General features: G+C 71.0%; 13 protein-coding genes. 8 read left to right on the forward strand and 5 right to left on the reverse strand.

The window, feature by feature from the left end; translation table 11 throughout:
• Positions 1-62 precede the first annotated feature (62 nt).
• The 5 genes from glgX to LG391_RS27040 all read right to left on the reverse strand — a co-directional run bounded on the left by glgX (position 63) and on the right by LG391_RS27040 (position 7,513).
• Complete coding sequence (glgX, locus tag LG391_RS27020) at positions 63-2,198, reverse strand: glycogen debranching protein GlgX (RefSeq protein ID WP_225771155.1); 2,136 nt, start codon at positions 2,196-2,198, stop codon at positions 63-65.
• 224 nt (positions 2,199-2,422) lie between these two features.
• Positions 2,423-2,947, reverse strand: coding sequence for a hypothetical protein (locus LG391_RS27025; RefSeq protein ID WP_225771156.1), 525 nt, complete (start codon positions 2,945-2,947; stop codon positions 2,423-2,425).
• Complete coding sequence (treY, locus tag LG391_RS27030) at positions 2,937-5,438, reverse strand: malto-oligosyltrehalose synthase (protein WP_225771157.1); 2,502 nt, start codon at positions 5,436-5,438, stop codon at positions 2,937-2,939. The genes LG391_RS27025 and treY overlap by 11 nt, the downstream gene beginning before the upstream one ends.
• The gene (gene treZ, locus LG391_RS27035) at positions 5,435-7,282 is read right to left on the reverse strand and encodes a malto-oligosyltrehalose trehalohydrolase (RefSeq protein WP_225771158.1); all 1,848 of its coding nucleotides are present in this window, start codon (positions 7,280-7,282) and stop codon (positions 5,435-5,437) included. The genes treY and treZ overlap by 4 nt, the downstream gene beginning before the upstream one ends.
• A gap of 33 nt (positions 7,283-7,315) precedes the next feature.
• Positions 7,316-7,513 (reverse strand): DUF2934 domain-containing protein, encoded by a 198-nt coding sequence (locus LG391_RS27040; RefSeq protein ID WP_225771159.1) that lies wholly within the window; start codon positions 7,511-7,513, stop codon positions 7,316-7,318.
• Positions 7,514-8,011: 498 nt separating this feature from the next.
• Between LG391_RS27040 and LG391_RS27045 the strand changes: the two genes are divergently transcribed.
• Genes LG391_RS27045 through LG391_RS27080 form a run of 8 tightly spaced genes read left to right on the forward strand, consistent with a single transcriptional unit; the run spans position 8,012 to position 19,061 of the window.
• Positions 8,012-9,079: a LacI family DNA-binding transcriptional regulator gene (locus LG391_RS27045; protein ID WP_225771160.1), complete on the forward strand. Its 1,068-nt coding sequence runs from the start codon at positions 8,012-8,014 to the stop codon at positions 9,077-9,079.
• 1 nt (position 9,080) lies between these two features.
• Positions 9,081-10,043 carry a sugar ABC transporter permease gene (locus LG391_RS27050; protein ID WP_225771161.1) on the forward strand — a complete coding sequence of 321 codons (963 nt, stop codon included), beginning with the start codon at positions 9,081-9,083 and terminating at the stop codon, positions 10,041-10,043.
• Positions 10,043-10,942, forward strand: coding sequence for a carbohydrate ABC transporter permease (locus LG391_RS27055; protein ID WP_225771162.1), 900 nt, complete (start codon positions 10,043-10,045; stop codon positions 10,940-10,942). Before LG391_RS27050 ends, LG391_RS27055 begins: the two co-directional genes overlap by 1 nt.
• Positions 10,943-10,986: 44 nt before the next feature.
• Positions 10,987-12,432 carry an extracellular solute-binding protein gene (locus LG391_RS27060; protein ID WP_225771163.1) on the forward strand — a complete coding sequence of 482 codons (1,446 nt, stop codon included), beginning with the start codon at positions 10,987-10,989 and terminating at the stop codon, positions 12,430-12,432.
• Entirely contained in the window at positions 12,419-13,636 is a 1,218-nt protein-coding gene (locus LG391_RS27065) for an ADP-ribosylglycohydrolase family protein (protein WP_225771164.1), read from the forward strand. Before LG391_RS27060 ends, LG391_RS27065 begins: the two co-directional genes overlap by 14 nt.
• 25 nt (positions 13,637-13,661) lie before the next feature.
• A complete protein-coding gene (locus LG391_RS27070; protein ID WP_225771165.1) occupies positions 13,662-15,770 on the forward strand; it encodes an ADP-ribosylglycohydrolase family protein in 2,109 nt (702 codons plus the stop codon).
• Positions 15,763-16,983 carry a CaiB/BaiF CoA-transferase family protein gene (locus LG391_RS27075; RefSeq protein WP_225771166.1) on the forward strand — a complete coding sequence of 407 codons (1,221 nt, stop codon included), beginning with the start codon at positions 15,763-15,765 and terminating at the stop codon, positions 16,981-16,983. The genes LG391_RS27070 and LG391_RS27075 overlap by 8 nt, the downstream gene beginning before the upstream one ends.
• Positions 16,980-19,061 carry an ADP-ribosylglycohydrolase family protein gene (locus LG391_RS27080; RefSeq protein WP_225771167.1) on the forward strand — a complete coding sequence of 694 codons (2,082 nt, stop codon included), beginning with the start codon at positions 16,980-16,982 and terminating at the stop codon, positions 19,059-19,061. The genes LG391_RS27075 and LG391_RS27080 overlap by 4 nt, the downstream gene beginning before the upstream one ends.

Genomic DNA, 19,061 nt, shown 5'->3' on the forward strand with positions numbered 1-19,061 from the left:
CGTCGTGCATGATTATGTGGTGGCCTGGATCGTCGTGCGTATGGGGATGATTGTGGCTAGTTTCACACCCCCGTCTGCGCCGACAGCAGCACCACCGCGCGGCCCTGCAGTGCGAACGTCTCCCCCGCCGGCAGGTGCCCCTTCGGCGCCGCCTCCGGCTCGGCCGTGTCGACCAGCGCCGTCCAGAAGGCGCCGTCCGGCACCTCCGGCAGCAGGAAGGGCACCGGCTCGTGGTGGGCGTTCAGCAGCAGCAGCAGCGTCGCCTCGGAGCCGCGGCGGCGGATGCCGGTCGGCTGGGCGCGGCCGTCGATCAGCATGCCCAGGCAGCGGGTCTGCGGGTTGGTCCAGTCGCCATTCTCCATCTCCCGGCCGTCGGGGCGCAGCCAAGCCACGTCCTTGACCTCCAGCTCCTCGTTGTAGACGCCGGCCAGGAAGCGGCTGCGCCGCAGCACCGGGAAGCGCTGGCGCAGCGCGGTCAGCCGGCGAGTGAAATGGACCAGCCGGAGGCCGTCCTCGCCGATCGCCTCCCAATCCACCCAGCCGATCTCGTTGTCCTGGCAATAGGCGTTGTTGTTGCCCCCCTGGGTGCGGCCGAACTCATCGCCGCCCAGGATCATCGGCGTGCCCTGGGCCAGCAGCAGGGTGGCCAGCAGGTTGCGCTTCTGCCGCTCGCGCAGGGCGCGGATCGCGGGGTCGTCGGTCGGGCCCTCGGCGCCGTGGTTCCAGGACAGGTTGTCGGCATGGCCGTCGCGGTTGCCCTCGCCATTCGCCTCGTTGTGCCGGTCGTTGTAGGAGACCAGGTCGTTCAGGGTGAAGCCGTCATGGGCGGTGACGAAGTTGACGCTGGCCCAGGGCCGGCGGCCGCGGCGGTTGAACAGGTCGCCCGAGGCGGCGAGGCGGGAGGCGAGGTCGGCCACCTTGCCCTCGTCGCCCTTCCAGAAGCCGCGCACGGTGTTGCGGAAGCGGTCGTTCCACTCCGCCCATCCCGGCGGGAAGCCGCCGACCTGGTAGCCGCCGGGGCCGAGGTCCCAGGGCTCGGCGATCAGCTTCACCCCGGCCAGCACCGGGTCCTGGCGGCAGGTGTCGAGGAAGCCGCCATTCTCGTCGAAGCCGTGCGCCTCGCGGCCGAGGATGGTGGCGAGGTCGAAGCGGAAGCCGTCCACCCCCATCTCGGTCACCCAGTACCGCAGGCTGTCGGTCACCATCTGCAGCACCCGCTGGTGGCTGAGGTTCAGCGTGTTCCCGGTGCCGGTGTCGTTGATGTAGTAGCGCTTCTGGTCCGGCATCAGCCGGTAGTAGGAGGCGTTGTCGATGCCCTTGAGCGAGAGGGTAGGCCCGCGCTCGTTGCCCTCGGCGGTGTGGTTGTAGACCACGTCGAGGATGACCTCGAGCCCGGCGTCGTGCAGCCGGGCCACCATCTCCTTGAACTCCGCGGTCTCGCCGGTGGCGGAGTAGGGCGTGTGCGGGGCGAAGAAGCCGATGGTGTTGTAGCCCCAGAAGTTGCTGAGGCCGCGCTCCAGCAGATGCCGGTCCTGGATGAAGGCGTGTACCGGCATCAGCTCGACCGTGGTGACGCCGAGGGCGCGCAGATGGCCGACCACCTCGGGATGGCCGAGCCCGGCGAAGGTGCCGCGCTGGCGCCGCGGCACGGCCGGGTGGCGCATGGTGTAGCCGCGGACATGCAGCTCATAGACCACGCTGCGGTCCCAGCCGATCGCGGGCGGGCGCGACCGGCCCCAGGTGAAGGCGGGGTCCACCACCCGGCATTTCGGCATGAATGGGGCGCTGTCGCGGTCGTCGAAGGACAGGTCCTCCTCCGCCGCGCCGATGGTGTAGCCGAACAGGGCGTCGTCCCAGGAGAGCTGGCCGACGAGGCGCTTGGCGTAGGGGTCGAGCAGCAGCTTGTTCGGGTTGAAGCGGTGGCCGGCCGCCGGCTCGTAGGGGCCGTGCACGCGATAGCCGTAGATGGTGCCGGGGCGGGCGTCAGGCAGGTAGCCGTGCCAGACCTCGTCGGTGTATTCCGGCAGCTCGACCCGGGCGAGCTCGCGCTTGCCCTCGTCGTCGAACAGGCACAGCTCGACCTTTGTGGCGTTGGCCGAGAACAGGGCGAAGTTCACGCCCAGCCCGTCCCAGGTGGCGCCGAGCGGGAAGGGCTGCCCCTCCAGCACCCGCACGGCCGCCGGTCTGACACGCTTCATTCGCTCTTTCCCTTCCAGGCCGGCTGAGCCGGCCCCCGTAGCTCTTGGCACCAGTCCGTTGCCGCTGCCGCTCGCAAGGATCGATGTCGGGCGATCACTCAATCCGGCAACGGGGATGAATGTTCCGCACCGGCCCCCGTCATCAACAACCCTCCCCCTGGCCCCCTCCCGCGAGGGGAGGGGGAGGATGGACGGCGAGGGCTGATCCAAAACCTGCCGTCCCCTCACAGCGCCTCGCGCCAGCGGGACCGCCACAGCCGGTAGTCCGCCCCGTATTCGCAGGCCGGGCTGGTCTCGTTGCCGAAGCGGTCGCGGAACGGGTTCAGCACCCGGTGGCCGCGCCAGTCGAACACGTCGGTCGCCGCGGTCGGCCCCAGCGCCTCGGCCAGCGCGTCGTTCCGTAGGCCGCGCAGGAGGGCGAAGGCGTCGATCGGGCGCAGGCCGAGCCATTCGTCGAGATCGGCGGGATGCAGGCACAGGCGCCGCCGCTTGCGCCAATGGCCGAGCACGTCCCAGACCACCGGCGCCGGCTCCTCCTCGTCCCCCGGCGGGCGGGCGACGGCACGGATGTCGACCCGCTCGGCGAAGCAGCCGGTCAGCTCCACCCGCTCCGGGCCGGAGCTCGTGACCGACAGGCCCAGCCGCTCGAAATGCTCGCGCTGCGGCTCGTCGGAGGCGGCGGAGCGGGGCAGGGGCAGCCCGCCCTGCGCGGCGGGGTTCGAGATCAGGCGCAGGACTCTATTCACCATCGCGACCTCCAAGCTGATGCAGGAACACCGGCAGCCGGCCGAAGACGGGGCCGAGATCGGCCCGGCTGCCCCCATTCCCCCGCACGTCACCCCCGACAGACAGTCCATCCGGCAGCGCCAGCGCCGTGCCGTCGAAGCCGGTCAGGCCCAGGGCTCCGTTCAGCTTCCCGGCGACGAGGCGCGGCACCGCGACCACCAGGTGCCGGCCGTCCAGCGACCGGCGCCAGGCCACGACATGAGCCGCCGCCGGGCCCTGCGCCGGCACCGGCGCATAGTCGCCGCGGGCGAAAAGATCCGGGTCGTCGCGGCGCAGGCGCAGCAGCCGCGCCGCCAGCCACTGCTTGATCCGCCCGTCCGGCCAGGCGGCGGCGAGCTCCGCCGGATCGGCCCCGGCCACCGCGTCGAGCTGCCGGTCCAGCCGGGCCCAGTCGACCGGGCGGCGGTTGTCGGGATCGACCAGCGACAGGTCCCATTCCTCGGTGCCCTGATACAGGTCGGGCACGCCGGGCAGGGTCATCTGCATCGCCAGCTGGGCCAGGCCGTTGACGGCGCCGATGCGGGCGACGCGTTCGGCGCAGGGCGCGACCGCGGCCGGGAAGGGGCCGGAGGGATCGAGCGCGGCGCGGACGAAGCGCTCCAGCCCGGCCTCGTAGGCCTGGTCCGGGTCGGTCCAGCTGGTCTCGTCCTTGCCCTCGCGTGCCGCCTTCAGGAGATAGGCGGCGATGCGGTCGGCATAGGCCGCGTCCGGGCCGCCGGCGGGCCAGGTGCCGATCACGGTCTGGTAGAACAGGTGCTCGTGCCGGCGGCTCGGCACCGGGCGGTCGTCGCTGCCGCCGCGATGGGCGGCCAGCAGGGCCGACCAGGCGGCGAGGCCGGACTGCCACTCCGGCGCCAGCTCGGTCAGCGCCGCGAGGCGGGCGCGGACATCGGCGCCGCGCTTGTGGTCGTGGGTCGACAGGGCGGAGAGGGCGTCCGGCCAGTCGCGCCGCCGGCGGGCGAACATCGCGTGGAAGGCGTCGGGCTCGAGGCCGAACCGCTCCGGCGCGCCGCCGACCTCGTTCAATGAGGCGAGGGGAAGGTGGCGGTAGAAGGCCGTGTCCTCCACCGCCTTGGCCGCGACCGCGCCGGTCAGCTGCTGGAAGCGCCGCAGGACCAGGGCGGCCTCGTCGCCCGGGATCTGGCCGGCGGCGAGCTTCGCCACCAGCTCGAGCGCCGGCCCGGGCACGGCCTCGCGGGCCCGGGCGATCGCGACGTCGAGGCCGAAGGTGCCGCCGGGATAGCCGCGATAGGCCGAGAGATGCTCGATCACCGCGGCCAGGGCGTCGCACAGCGCGGCGCGGGTCAGGTCGCGGCTCTCCCAGCCGGCATAGGCCAGGCGGTCGACGGCGTCGACCAGCGCCTCGAAGGGCGCGGCCAGGCTGCCCTCGATCACCGCCCGGCGGCAGCGCCGGATGGTATCGGCCATGCCGCCGTCGTCGCCGGTGAAGCGGGCATGGGCGGCGCGGATCGGGCCGGCCGCCGCCGGGTCGAGCTGCAGCGCATGAATCGCGTTGGCGACCTCGTAGCCGGTGGTGCCCTCGACCGGCCAGTCGGCGGGCAGGTCTTCGCCTTCGGCCAGGATCTTCTCGACCCAGATCGCGAAGGGCGCGCCGGTGGGGCGGACGGCGTCGACCGCTTGGCGCAGCCGGGCCAGGTAGCCGCCCGGGTCGGCCAGCCCGTCGACATGGTCGATGCGCAGCCCCTGGACGTGGCCGGCGGCGACGGCGCCCAGGATGCGGGCATGGGTGGCGTCGAACACCGCCGGGTCCTCGACCCGCACCGCCACCAGGTCGTCGATGTCGAAGAAGCGGCGGTAGTTGATCTCGGCCGCTGCCACCTGCCAATGGGCCAGGCGGTAATGCTGCCGCTCCAGGATCGCGTGCAGCGCGTCCGGCCCGATGCCCTCCTCGATCGTCTCCACCGTGCCGGGGGCGAGCGGCAGGGTGTGGCCGGGGACCGAGACGACGGGGCGGCCGGTGGCGGGATCGCGATGCAGCTGGATGTCGCCGGCGCGCAGCGCCTCGCCGTAGCGCCGGCCCAGGATCGGCAGCAGCACCCGGCCGGGATGGGCCGGCGCGTCCCAGTCGATGTCGAACACCGCGGCGTGCGGGCTGGCCCGGCCATGCTCCAGCACGTCGCGCCACCACGGATTGTCCGGGCAGGCCGCCATGTGGTTCGGCACGATGTCGAGGATCAGGCTTAAGTCCTGCGACCGCAGCGCCTCGACGAAGCGCTCGAAGCCGGCCTCGCCGCCGCGCTCGCGGTCGATCCGGGTCGGGTCGACCACGTCGTAGCCATGGACCGAGCCCGGCCGGGCGGCCAGCAGCGGCGAGGCGTAGACATGGCTGACGCCGAGCCGGGCGAGATAGGGCAGGGCGGCGCGGGCGTCGTCCAGGGTAAAGCCGGCATGGAGCTGCAGCCGGGCGGTGGCGCGGGGCGGCGCCGCGATCATGCCGCCGGCTCCAGCGCCACGACGGTGCCCCAGCCCTCGACGCCGTCGGCCAGGGCGGCGGCGAGGCCGGGGGCGCTCTCGAACAGGATCTCGCCGGACGGTATCTCCCAGGCCGGACCCTTCTCCGGCGCCAGATGGGCGATGATGCGAAGCCAGCCGCCGCCCCGCAGCATCCAGGCGACGTCCAGCATCCGGCCGCGGCTGCGGTCGATGCCGGAACCGATCCGGCGCGGCGCCAGCAGCGGCACCACCCGCCGCCGCCGGATGTCGAGCAGCCGGCGCACCAGCGCCAGCCGGCGCGCGGCCTGGGGATCGTCGTCGTCGGGCTGCAGCACCGCGGAGTCGAAGGTGGCGGGGTCGAGCGCGTCGGGCAGGGTCTCGGCCGCGTCGGCGAAGCCGGCGAACTGCGCGAACTCCTCGCGCCGGCCGCGGCGCACTGCGTCGGCCAGCTCGCCCTCGAAGTCGCAGAAGAAGGGGAAGGGCTGGCGGCTGCCCCATTCCTCGCCCATGAACAGCAGCGGGATCTGCGGCGCCAGCAGCAGCACCGCGGTCATCGCCTCGACCGCCGCCGGCTCGGCCAGGGCGGCCAGCCGGTCGCCGAGGGCGCGGTTGCCGATCTGGTCGTGGTTCTGCAGGAAGCTGACGAAGGCGGTCGGCGGCAGATGGGCGCTGGGCTCGCCGCGCGGGGCCCGCCGCCGCTCCGACCAGTCGCCCTGGTAGACGAAGCCTTCGGCCAGGGCCCGTCCCAGGCGGGCCACCGGGGCGTCGGCGTAGTCGGCGTAGTAGCCGTCGGCCTCGCCGGTCAGCGCGACATGGGCGGCGTGATGGACGTCGTCGTTCCACTGCGCGTCGTAGCGCCCCTGGGCCCCGGGCGTGCCGGACAGCCGCCGCGCCTCGTTCAGGTCGTTCTCCAGCACCAGATGGATGTGGCGGTCGGGGAAGGCGGCGCGGGCGGCATCGGCGATCTCGGTCAGGATGTCCGGCCGGCTGTCGTCCCGGATCGCGTGCACGGCGTCGAGGCGCAGCCCGTCGAAGCGGAACTCCTCCAGCCAGTAGAGGGCGTTGTGGCGGAAGAAGGCGCGCACCTGCGGCCGGCGGAAGTCGATCGCCGGGCCCCAGGGCGTCAGACGGTCCTGGTCGAAGAAGGACCTGGCGTAGAGCGGCAGGAAGTTCCCGGCCGGGCCGAAATGGTTGTAGACGACGTCCAGCAGCACCATCAGCCCGCGCCGATGTGCCGCGTCGACCAGGCGCTTGAGGTCGTCCGGCGAGCCGTAGATCGAGGCCGGGGCAAAGGGCAGCACCCCGTCATAGCCCCAGCCGCGCGACCCGGGGAAATCGGCCACCGGCATCAGCTCGATCGCGGTGACGCCGAGGTCGGCGAGGTTATCGAGCCGCCCTTCCACCGTCGCGAAGCCGCCGGGCCGGCCGATGGCGCCGCAATGCAGCTCATAGATCACCGCCTCGTGCCGGGGCCGGCCGAGCCAGCCCCCCGCCTGCCACTCGAAGGCATGCGGATCGCAGACCAGGGACGGGCCGAAGGGACCGCCTGCTTGGGCGCGCGAGGCCGGGTCCGGCACCTCGGTGCCGTCGGCCAGACGGTAGCGATAGGGCGTGCCCGCCGGCGCGCCCGTCACGGTGCGGCCGAACCAGCCGTCGTCCAGCCGCTCCAGCGGCAGGGGGGCGCCGTCCTGGCCGAGCAGCAGGGTCACGCTTTCGGCATCGGGCGCCCACAGGCGAAAGCGCGTGCCGCCGTCCAGGCGCAGCTCGGCCCCGAAGGGCATGGCGTGGGCGGTGCGCTCGGGCTGCGACGCCGGAGCGGCACGGGCGGCGGCCGGCGGGGGCATCGCCCGCCCTCCGGCCGCAGGCTCCGCATCCGGTCAACCCCGCTTCGGCGCGCCATCGGGGTCCAGCTCCTCCGCCCCTTCGGGCACGCTGCCGGTGCCCTGGCTCTCCTCGCCCAGGATCTCCGCCTCGGCCTGGGCCCAGTGCTGCTGCTGCCCGCCTTCGGGCCGGCCCAGCGCCTCCCAGATCTCATAGGCGCGGCGTCGGATCCGTTCGTTGCGATCGTCGCTCATCCACCACTCCGTCTTTAGTATTAGAGTTATTATGGTTCATTCGTCCGTACGTGCACTCCGATTCGCACCAGCAAATGTGAATGTTTTGTAAATTGAAACGATCTTTCTATCCTGTCCGGTCCTGATATTCACGTGGCCTCTATGCAAAATTTATTGTCAGGCAAAAGAAATCGCTTCGCTGCTGGCCGAAGTATTTCTTCCTGTGCGTGACGGGGCGCACCGAAACGGCTGCGCCCGCTGGTGTCGGGGCCTCGGCGAAGCTGCGGCGGCGGAACGTGCCCGCAGCACAGCCTCATCAGCGTCAATAGTGGCTGCACGGTTCGGTTCCGGCCCGCTCGCAAATTCTTTTCACGGTGGGAAAAGAGTCTTTCCAGATCCGGAACGAGTGCGGCATGATCGCCATTCGCGATGCCCGCTTGACGGGAGGAGTCGGGAATTGGTAACGTTCCCACAACCTGCCCGGGAGGCAGGGGAAACGGCTTCACCGGGGAGGCGTCTTTGAACGGCAAGCGGCAGCCCACGATCATCGATGTCGCCCGCCTGTCCGGCGTCTCGAAGACGACGGTGGCGCGGGTGCTGTCCGGCGTCGGCGCGGTGCATGCCGAGACCCGCCAACGGGTGGAGGAGGCGGTCCGCCAGTCCGGCTATGAGCGCAACCACCTGGCCTTCGGCCTGCGCACCGGCCGCAGCCGCATGATGGGGCTGGTGATCCCCGACATCTCGAACCCGTTCTGGGCCGATCTCGCCCGTGGCGCCCAGGATCGGGCGGAGGCCGAGAAGCGGTCGCTCCTGATCTTCAGCTCGGACTGGGATGCGGAGCGCGAACGCCGTCACCTGCAGGCACTGCGCCAGGCGCGGGTCGACGGCATCATTCTCAACCCCGCGACCGACGACCGCGGCCTGTTGCGCCAGACCGAGGCGCCGGTGGTGGTGATCGGCTCCTCCGGCGAGCGCTTCCCCGAATTCTCCAGCGTGCGCAGCGACGTCGCCCAGGGCGTGCGGCTGGCGCTCGATTACCTGATCGCCGCCGGGCACCGCCATATCGGCCTGATCAACGGCCGCGACCGGCGCGTCGCCCGGACCCGCTTCGTCACCGAGGCGCAGGCGCATTGGCAGCGCCACGGCTTCGATCCCGCGGCGCTGCCCATGGACGAGGGCGACTACACAGCGGAGTCCGGCCAGGCGGCGATGCATCGGCTGATCGAGCGCGAGGGCCGGCGGATGACCGCGGTCTTCGCCGCCAACGACCTGATGGCGGTGGGCGCCATCCTGGCCGCCCGCGCCGCCGGCCTGGCCTGCCCCCGCGACATCTCGATCATGGGCATGGACGGGGTCGAGGCCGGCAGCTTCACTGATCCCGGCCTGACCACAGTCGACAAGCCGCGCTACGACATGGGCGTCCACGCAATGCGCCAGCTGCAGGCCGAGATCGACGGCGAGGCCGAGATCGTGCACACGGTGCTGCCCTGCCGGGTGGTCGAGCGCGCCTCGGTCGCCGCCCCGCCGACGGCCGCCCTGCGCAGTGTCCGGCCGGCCCCACGCGCCGCCCGGAAGAAGAGCGCCTGACATGACCGGCCTCGATCATAGCCCGGCCTCGATTCCGATCCTCGGTGGGAACGTTCCCAAGGCGGCCCGCGAATCCGCCCTGCGGCGGGTCTGGCGCTGGCGCGGCTATTACCTGATGCTGCTGCCGGGCCTGCTGTACTTCGTGGTCTTCCATTACCTGCCGATCTGGCAGGCCAAGCTGGCCTTCCAGGACTACCGCATCATCGGCCCCAGCGTCTGGGTCGGGCTGAAGCATTTCCGGGCGCTGTTCGACAGCCCCGTCTTCTATCAGGTGCTGTGGAACACGGTGCTGATCAGCGCCATGAAGCTGGTCATCCTGTTCCCGGTGCCGGTGATCGTGGCGATGCTGGTCAACGAGGTGCAGGGCCGGCGCTACCGCCGTTTCGTGCAGTCGGCGATCTACCTGCCGCATTTCCTGTCCTGGATCGTCATCGCCGGCGTGTTCATCGCCGTGCTGTCGCCGACCGACGGCACGGTCAACGCCATCCTCGGCCTGTTCGGCTTCGCGCCGGTGCCGTTCATGACCTCGGAAGGCAGTATCCTCTGGGTCCTGGTCTTCTCCGAGATGTGGCGCAGCGCCGGCTGGGATTCGCTGCTGTTCCTCGCCGCCGTGATGGCGATCGATCCGCAGCTCTACGACGCCGCGACGATCGACGGCGCCGGCCGCTGGCGCAAGATCTGGCACGTCACCCTGCCGGCGCTGGTGCCGACCATGGCGACGGTGTTCATCCTCAATCTCGGCGCCTTCATGAGCGCCGGCTTCGACCAGGTGTTCAACTTCTCCAACGACGCGATCCGCGACCGGATCGACATCCTGGACACCTATGTCTATCGCATGGGCCTGGTCGGCGGCGAATACGCCTATGCCACCGCCGCCGGCGTGTTCAAGGCGGTGATCGGCATGGCGATGATCCTGGCCGCCCACTTCGTCTCCAAGCGCATCACCGGCAAGGGGGTATGGTGATGGCGACGCAGATCAAGCGCACCCCGCTCGAGCGCATCGAATACGCCATCATCTGCTCGACCCTGCTGCTGATGGTGGTGGTGACGGTCCAGCCGATCTTGAACCTGCTGGCCGTGTCGCTGTCCGACAGCGCCCAGGTGCCGGGGATGAGCGGCCTGGCGGTGCTGCCGCACGGCTTCTCGCTCGACGTCTGGCAGGTGCTGCTGACCCATCCGCAGGTGCTGAAGGGCCTGGCCAACAGCCTGCTGATCACCGTCGCCGGCACCGCGATCAACGTCGTCGCCACCACGCTGATGGCCTGGGCCCTGTCGCGCGAGGGGCTGCCGGGGCGCCGCGCGATCCTGGTCTTCATCCTGGTGACCGTGGTGTTCGAGCCCGGGGTGGTGCCGGACTATCTGGTGATGAAGCAGCTCGGCCTGCTCAACTCCTACTGGTCGGTGATCCTCTACCGCGGCGTCTTCGCCTGGTACCTGATCGTGCTGATCCGCTTCTTCGAGGAGATCCCGAAGGAGCTGCTGGAGGCGGCGGAGATGGAGGGTGCCTCGCCGCTGCAGACGCTCTGGCACGTGGTGGCGCCCCTGGCGCTGCCGGCGATCGCCACCATCACCCTGTTCTACACGGTGCTGCACTGGAACGAGTATTTCCGGGCGATGATCTACCTGAACGACCCCGGAATGTGGCCGCTGCAGGTGGTGCTGCGCCAGTTCGTGGTCGAAGGCGACAAGTCGCTGATGGTCGGGCTCCAGGCCATGAACCAGTACACCGGCGGCAGCCAGATCGACCTGCGGGCGCTGAAGGCCGGGATGATCATCCTGACGCTGATCCCGGTGCTGGCGATCTATCCGCTGATCCTGAAGTTCTTCACCAAGGGGACCATGAGCGGGGCCGTCAAGGGATGACCCGCGCCGATGACCCCCAACCAAAAAGTCGAGGAGGAGACGCAATGAACAAGATGCTGCTGGGTTCCGCACTGGCCCTGGTGTTCGCGGCGGCGCTGGGCGCGTCGGCGCAGGCTGCCGACCCGGTGACCCTTCGCGTCGTCAGCAAGGACTTCACCAAGTCGAATCCGGACGATGTCAAGCTGGTGGCGGCGATCGAGGCCGGCATGGCGGCCAAGGGCCATCCGATCAAGATCGACCTGGTCGACGTGCCGCCCGGCGGCTATGCCGACAAGCTGTCGCTGATGCTGCTGTCGGGCGACATCCCCGACCTGATCTACTTCCAGGGCGGCGACCAGAAGATCGTCGAGCAGGGACTGCTGGAGGACTGGCGGCCCTGGCTGGACAAGGCGCCGAACCTGAAAAACGCACTGTGGGCGCACAACAAGCCGCGGCTCGAGAACTACCCCTATCTGATCTACCCGTTCCCGGTGCGCGCCAAGGTCGGCGTGATGCGCCAGGACTGGCTGGAGAAGACCGGCCTGCCGGCGCCGCAGACGCTGGAGGACTGGGAAGCTCTGTTCCGCAAGATCGTGGACGGCGATCTCGACGGCAACGGCAAGAAGGACAGCTACGGCATCACGGTGGCCACTATCCCGCCGGCCGGCGCCACGGATGAGCTGGACGAGATCTTCAACCAGGCCTTCGGCGTCAGCGGCACCTGGCTGAAGGATGCCTCCGGCCAATGGATCCACGCCCGCGTCTCGACGCAGGAGCGCGACAAGATCGCCTATTACCGCAAGCTGTTCGCGGAAGGTCTGCTGGACCCCGACTTCATCACCACCAAGTGGGACACCCGCGAGGACAAGTTCTACTCCGGCCGCGTCGGCGTGATCCTCGGCGTGGTCGGCGTCAACATGGACATCTACCAAGGCAAGATGCGCCAGGTTCATCCGGGCGCGACCCTGGTGCCGCTGGACCCGCCGAAGGGCCCCGGCGGGCAGGGGCTGCGCGCCGTCGACGTCAGCCGCGAGAGCCGCGGCTTCGCCATGTCCGCCATCTCCGAGCACAAGGAGGATGTGGTCGCGCTGATGGACTTCATGGCCAGCCCCGAGGGCCAGGCGATCGACCGCATGGGCTTCGAGGGCGAGCAGTGGGTCAAGGACGGCGGCACGGTCAAGACCACCGACAAGATGGCGACTTGGTATCCGCGCTTCATCATCGACCAGCCGGACGCCTGGAAGCCGCCGGTGCCGCTGATGTCGGAGCAGGCCGAGAAGTCGGTCGCGCTGGCCCAGAAATACTACGCGCCGGACAACGCCTTCGTCTTCCCCAGCGACTACACCGCCAAGCTGGACGCGGCGGAGAACGTGTACCGCAGCTACGCCTGGAAGTTCATCTCCGGCGAGCTGCCGATCGAGAAGTGGGACGAGTACGTCGCCGAGTGGAACGCCAAGGGCGGCGCCGACATCACCGAATATGCGAGGACCAAGCTGAATGGAACGAACTGAGGCGGGGCCGTCGCTGAAAGGCCGGGTCCGGGGCATGCTGCACGGCGTCGCGTTCGGCGACGCCGTCGGCGCCACGATCGAGAAGCTGTCCGCGGCCGAGATCCGGCAGCGCTACGGCCGGGTCACCTCGCTGGAGGTCGACTGGCACCGCGCGGAGGTGCCGGAGGCGGCGCGGGGCGGCCGGATCCGCGGGCACGGCATCGTCACCGACGACACGCTGATGACGCTGTGCCTGATGGCGGTCTACCGCGAGGCAGGCCGCCATCTCGACGCCTGGGACATGGCCGGCGGCATGGTCCGCCAGATCGCCTGGACGCCGCGCTGGATCCCGGAGATGCAGCGCGAGACCATGCTGATCGAGCGGCTGTTCTACCCGGAGAAATGGATCTTCCAGCGCCACCAGCTGACCAGCTGCGACCCGCGCGAGGGCGGCATCGGCAACATGGTCAATTGCGGCGCCGCCATGTACATCGCCCCGGTCGGCGCGGCGAACGCCTGCGACCCGAAGGCGGCCTATGACGAGGCGATCGACCTCGCCGCCGGCCACCAGCACAGCTACGGGCTGGAGGCGGCCGGGGTGATGGCCGCCTGCGTGGCCGCCGCCATGGTGCCCGGCACCACGATCGAGGCGGTGGTCGACACCGCCGTCTCGCTCGCCAAGGACGGCACCCGCGCGGCGATCGCCGACATCGCCGCGGCGGCGCGGCGGCTGAAGCCGCATCGCGCCGACCACGCCCGGGTGACGGCGGAGTTCCAGTCGATCATCGGCCGCTATTCCAGCATGGGCGACGACGTGCACCGCCATCCCGAGAGGGCCGGGCTGCCGACCCATGACTACACCCCGTCGCGGCTGCGATCGATCGAGGAGCTGCCGCTGGCGCTGGGCTTCTGCCTGCTCAACGACGGCGACTTCCGGGCCTCGGTGCTGGACGGCGTCAATTCCGGCCGCGACACCGATTCCATCGGCTGCATGGCCGGCGCCATCCTCGGCGCGATGCACGGCGAGGCCGTGATCGACCCGGCCGAACGCGACCTGCTGGACCGCGCCAACCGCTTCGACCTGACGGCCGAGGCCGACCGCTTCCACGACGCCGTGGCCGGCATCCTGGCCGCGGATTTCGGCCTCGCCCGCCTCCGCGACGCCCGGCGCCGGGCGCTGATCTCCGATCCCGCCGAACCGGCCCGTGCCGCGGCCGTCCACTGACCCGCCCGCAGACCAAGAGCCCGGAATGCCCCTGCCCACCGACACAATCGACCGCATCTATGCCGGCTTCCTCGGCAAGGCCATCGGCGTGCGCCTCGGCGCCCCGGTCGAGCCGACGATCTGGACCTGGGACCGGATCGACAAGACCTATGGCGAGATCACCGGCTATCTGCGCGACTTCAAGAACTTCGCCGCCGACGACGACACCAACGGACCGGTCTATTTCATCCGGGCGCTGCGCGACTTCGGCCTCGACCCGTCGCCCCAGGATGTCGGCCGCACCTGGCTGAACTACGCCGCCGAGCTGCACGGCATGTTCTGGTGGGGCGGCTACGGCATCTCGACCGAGCACACCGCCTTCGCCAACCTCCAGTCCGGCATCCCGGCGCCCGAATCCGGCTCGATCGCCCGCAACGGCGCGGTGATCGCCGAGCAGATCGGCGGCCAGATCTTCGTCGATTCCTGGGGCTGGGTGTGCCCGGGCGATCCGGCCCGCGCCGCCGATCTCGCCGCCCGCGCCGCCAGCGTCTCGCATGACGGCAACGGCCTGCACGGCGCCCGCTTCGTCGCCGCCTGCATCGCCAAGGCCTTCGTGGCGGAGACGATCGAGGAGGTGGTCGAGGCCGGTCTGGCCGCCATCCCGGCCGGCAGCGAATACGCCCGCGTCGCCCATGCGGTGCAGGCCATGCACCGGGTGAAGCCAAAGGACTGGCGCGCCTGCCGGCGGATGCTGGAGACCGAGTTCGGCTACGACCGCTATCCCGGCGTCTGCCATATCATCCCGAATGCCGGGCTGCTGATCCTGGCGCTGCTGTACGGCCAGGGCGACCTGTCGCGCACGGTCGAGATCGCGACCATGGGCGGCTGGGACACCGACTGCAACGCCGGCAATGCCGGGGCCATCGTCGGCACGCTGGCCGGCATCGCCGGGGTGGCGGCGCATTACCGCAAGCCGATCAACGATTGCATCGTCGCCTCCGGCGTCACCGGGTCGCTCAACATCGTCGACATCCCCAGCTTCTGCCGCGAGCTGGCGGTGCTGGCCCATCGCCTGGCCGGGGGGGAGCCGCCGGCGGAGTGGGTGGCGGACATGGAGCGGCGCGGCATCCGCTTCGACTTCGACCTGCCGGGGTCGACCCATGGCTTCCGCACCGAGGCCGACAATCGCATCGCGCTGTCCTGGTCGGACGAGCGCAAGGCGACCGGCCGCGGCGCGCTGTGCGCCCTGCTGGACCGGCTGGAGCGCGGCGATGGCGGCCGGATCTTTTGGAAGCCGTTCTACCGTCGCAGCGATTTCGACGACGAGCGCTACCGGCCGATGTTCTCGCCCGTGGTGGCGACGGGGCAGGAGGCGACCCTGCGCCTCTGGCTCGACCCCTGGGAGGGCGACGGCCATCTCCGCATCGTGCCCTATGTCCGCCGGGCGATGAGCGGCACGATCGACGAGATCGGCGCCTGGGCCCAGCCGCCGGCGGGGGAGTGGCAGGAGCTGCGCTTCACCGTGCCGGAGACGGGCGGCGAGGCGGTCGACGAGATCGGCATCAAGGTCGAGTATTTCGGCCGGCTGAAGTTCCTCGGCCGGATCTTCATCGACGCGTTCGCCGTCTCCGGCCCCGGCTCGGCCCGCCTCGATCCGCGGATCGAGGCCAATGAGTGGGGCGGCATCACCCGCTGCACCTGGAACCGCGGCGTCTGGCGCATCGAGGACGGCCGCATCCACGCCCTCACGGCGACCGACGCCGATCTCTGGACCGGCCATCTCTACGCCCGCGACCAGACCGTGACGGCCGAGATCACGCCGCTGGCCGGCGACGGGCATCTGGTCTGCGCCCGGGGCCAGGGCAATGAGCGCTGCTATGCCGCCGGCTTCGTCTCGGCAGAGGAGGTGGCGATCATCCGCCGCGACTTCGGCGAGACCGTGCTGGCCCGCGCGCCGTTCAAACGCGAGCTCGGCCGGACCTACAGCCTGGCGTTGGAAGCGGTGGGTGACCGGCTGGCCCTGTCGGTCGACGGCCAGGTGCTGCTGGAGGCCCACGATGCCACGCTGGCCTATGGCATGGCCGGCCTGCGCATGCCCTCGGCCGGGCGGATGCAGGCGGGGGTGATCGAGATCCGTGAGGCCGCCCATGGCTGAGGCGCGGCCCGCCCGCATTGAGCCGGAGCGCGCGGGGCCGCTCTCCGGCATCCGCGTGCTCGATCTGTCGCGCGTCGTCGCCGGCAACGCGCTGGGGCTGGAGCTGGCGGATTTCGGCGCCGAGGTGATCAAGGTCGAGCCGCCGGGCGGCGACCCGCTGCGCGATTGGCAGGTGAAGGGCCACAGCCTCTATTGGAAGGAGCTGTCGCGCAACAAGCTGTCGGTCGTGCTCGACCTGCGCAAGCCGGAGGGGATGGCGGCGCTGGAGCGGCTGATCCCGACCGCCGATGTGATGATCGAGAATTTCCGGCCGGGCGTGCTGGAGGAGATGGGGCTGGCGCCCGACCGGCTGCAGGCGATGGCGCCGGACCTGATCCTGGTCCGCATCTCCGGCTTCGGCCAGACCGGCCCGGCCAGCCGCCTGCCGGGCTTCGGCACGCTGGTGGAGGCGATGTCCGGCTTCGCCTCGCGCAACGGCTTCGCCGACCGCGAGCCGGTGCTGCCGCCGCTGGCCCTGGCCGACATGATCGCCGGGCTGCACGGCGCCAAGGCGGTGCTGGCGGCGCTGCGGGCCCGCGACCGCGGCATGGCCCGCGGCCAGGTGATCGACCTGTCGCTCCTGGAGGCGATGTATTCCGTGCTGGGGCCGGAGGCCGGCAGCTACGCCGTCACCCGCCAGGTCAAGGAGCGTACGGGCAGCGCCTCGGGCAACAGCGCGCCGCGCAACGTCTACAAGACCCGCGACGGCCGCTGGATTGCCATGTCCGGCTCCACCGACCGGATGGCCAAGCGCATCCTGCTGCTGGTCGGCGGCGACGCCCTGGCGCGGGATCCGCGCTTCGCCACCAACGCCGACCGGGTGCGCAATCGCGCGGTGCTGGACGCCATCATCGGCGAATGGATCGGCGCCCGCGACCGCGACACGGCGCTGGCTGTCTTCCGGGCCGAGGGCATCACCGTCGGCCCGGTGCACGACATCGCCGACTTCATGGCCGACGAGCATGTGATCGAGCGCGAGGTGGTGGTGTCGATCCCCGACCCGGATCTGGGCCCCCTGCCGGTGCACAACGTCCTGCCGCGCCTGTCGGCCACGCCCGGCGCGATCCGCCGCCTGGCGCCGGCGGTCGGGGCGGACGCCGAGGACGTGCTGCGCCGCGCCGGCTTCTCGGACGAGGAGATCGCGGGCCTGCGCGCCGCCGGGGCGCTGGGGTGATCCCGGCCGGCTACGACGACCGGGTCTATGCCGGATGGCTGGGCAAATGCATCGGCGTCCGCTTCGGCGCGCCGCTGGAGAACTGGACCGAAGCCCAGATCCGCAGCCATGTCGGCGAGCTGGTGTTCTATCTCAGCGAGGATGACGGCCGGTTCTTCAAGCCGGACGACGACACCGCCTTCTCGATGATCCTGGCCCGCATCTTCGAGGATTGCGGCGCCTCCACGGAGGTGACGACGCAGCAGATCGCCGAAGGCTGGCTGAATTATCTGGGCGATCAGCACGGCACGCTGTGGTGGGGCGGCTACGGCGTCGCCGCCATGCACACCGCCTACGTCAACCTGGCGGCCGGGATCCCGGCGCCGCTGGCGGGATCGGCCGCGCTCAACGGCCGGATCGTCGCCGAGGAGATCGGCGGCCAGATCTTCGCCGATATCTGGGGGCTGATGGCGCCCGGGCGGCCGGGCCTCGCCGCCGATCTGTCGGAGCGGGCGGCACGGGTGGCCTGGGACGGCAACGCGCTGCAGGGCGCGCGCTTCGTCGCCGCCATGGTCAGCGCCGCCTTCGCCGAGCGCGATCCGGCGGCGCTGATCGAGGCCGCGCTGGCCCGGATCGACCGCGACGGCGACTACGCCGCCGTGGTCCGCGCCATGATCGGTGCCCATCGCCGGTTTCCGGACGACTGGCGGGCTGCCTTCGCCGTGCTGTCGGCCGAGTTCGGCTACGACCGCTATCCGGGCACCGTCCCGATCGTGCCGAATGCCGGCGTGATCGTCCTGGCCCTCCTGTACGGCGCCGGCGATTTCAGCCGGGCGCTGCGGGTCGCCGCCATGGCCGGCTGGGACACCGACTGCAATGTCGGCAATGTCGGCGCGATCATGGGGGCCGCCGTCGGCATCGAGGGCATCGACCCGTCCTGGCGCCGGCCCTTGAACGACATCCTGATCAATGCCGGGCTGATCGGCGGCCGCAACCTCATGACGATCCCGCAGGGCGCCGACTTGCTCGCCCGCCTCGGCCGCCGCCTGGCCGGGATCGAGGCCGGACCGGTGCCGCCGCGGCGGCATGTCCGCCACGGCGGGGCCATGGGCGGGTTCCAGGCCAGGGCGACCGGTGGCCTGGGCCGGCCGATCGAATGGCGGCGCTCCACCGACATCGATCCGGCCGGCGCGCTGGCCATCGCGATCCGCAAGCTCGGCGGCACCGGCGAGATCCGGTTGTCGACCCGCAGCCATGTCCGGCCGTCGGAGCTCAGCGGCAATTTCTACGGCGCCAGCTTCTCGCCGCAGATCCATCCCGGCCAGCGGGTGACGGCCCGGCTCTGGGTCCCACCCGATGCGCCGTCCTCGCTGCGCGCCGCCCTCTACGTCCGCGACGACAACCACGACCGCAGCCACCAGGCCGAAACCACGCCGCTGCGGCCGGGCGAATGGCAGGACTTGGCCTTCGACATTCCGCTGCTCGCGGATGCCTGCCTGTCCGAGGTCGGCATCGTGCTGCGCAATCTCGGCGCGGCCTGGGAAGCGGGATCGCTGCACCTGGCCTGGCTCGACTGGGGCGGCGCGCCGCGCTTCTCGACCAGCTTCGCCCGTGAGCGGCCGCAGACCGGCGGCATCAGCCAATGGACCTGGCTGCGCGGCTTCTGGCGGCTGGAGGACGGCGCCTGTCACGCCAGCGGCGCCGGGCTGTCGGAAAGCTACACCGGCGACATCGAGTGGCGTGACTATGCCGTCGCCGCCACCCTGGTCCCGATCGTCGGCCCCGCCCATGCGGTGCTGGCCCGCGTCCAGGGCGCCCGCCGCAGCTACGCCCTCGCTTTGACCGCGGAGGGGCTGACCCTGTTCCGGAAGAACGGGGAACTGCGCCCGGTCCGCTCCGTGGCCTTCGCCTGGACGCACGGCCGAAGCTACCGGCTCGGCATCACCGCCACCGGACCGACCCTGCGCTGCGAGGCGTCGGGTAACGAGGGCTCGGCCCGGTTCGACTGGACCGACGACGCTCCCCTCGGCCATGGTCAGATCGGCCTCGCCAACTGGGGCGGCGCCCACACCCGCTTCACCGCCGTGGAGGTCGGCTGA

Source organism: Inquilinus sp. Marseille-Q2685, from assembly GCF_916619195.1.
Lineage (GTDB): Bacteria > Pseudomonadota > Alphaproteobacteria > DSM-16000 > Inquilinaceae > Inquilinus.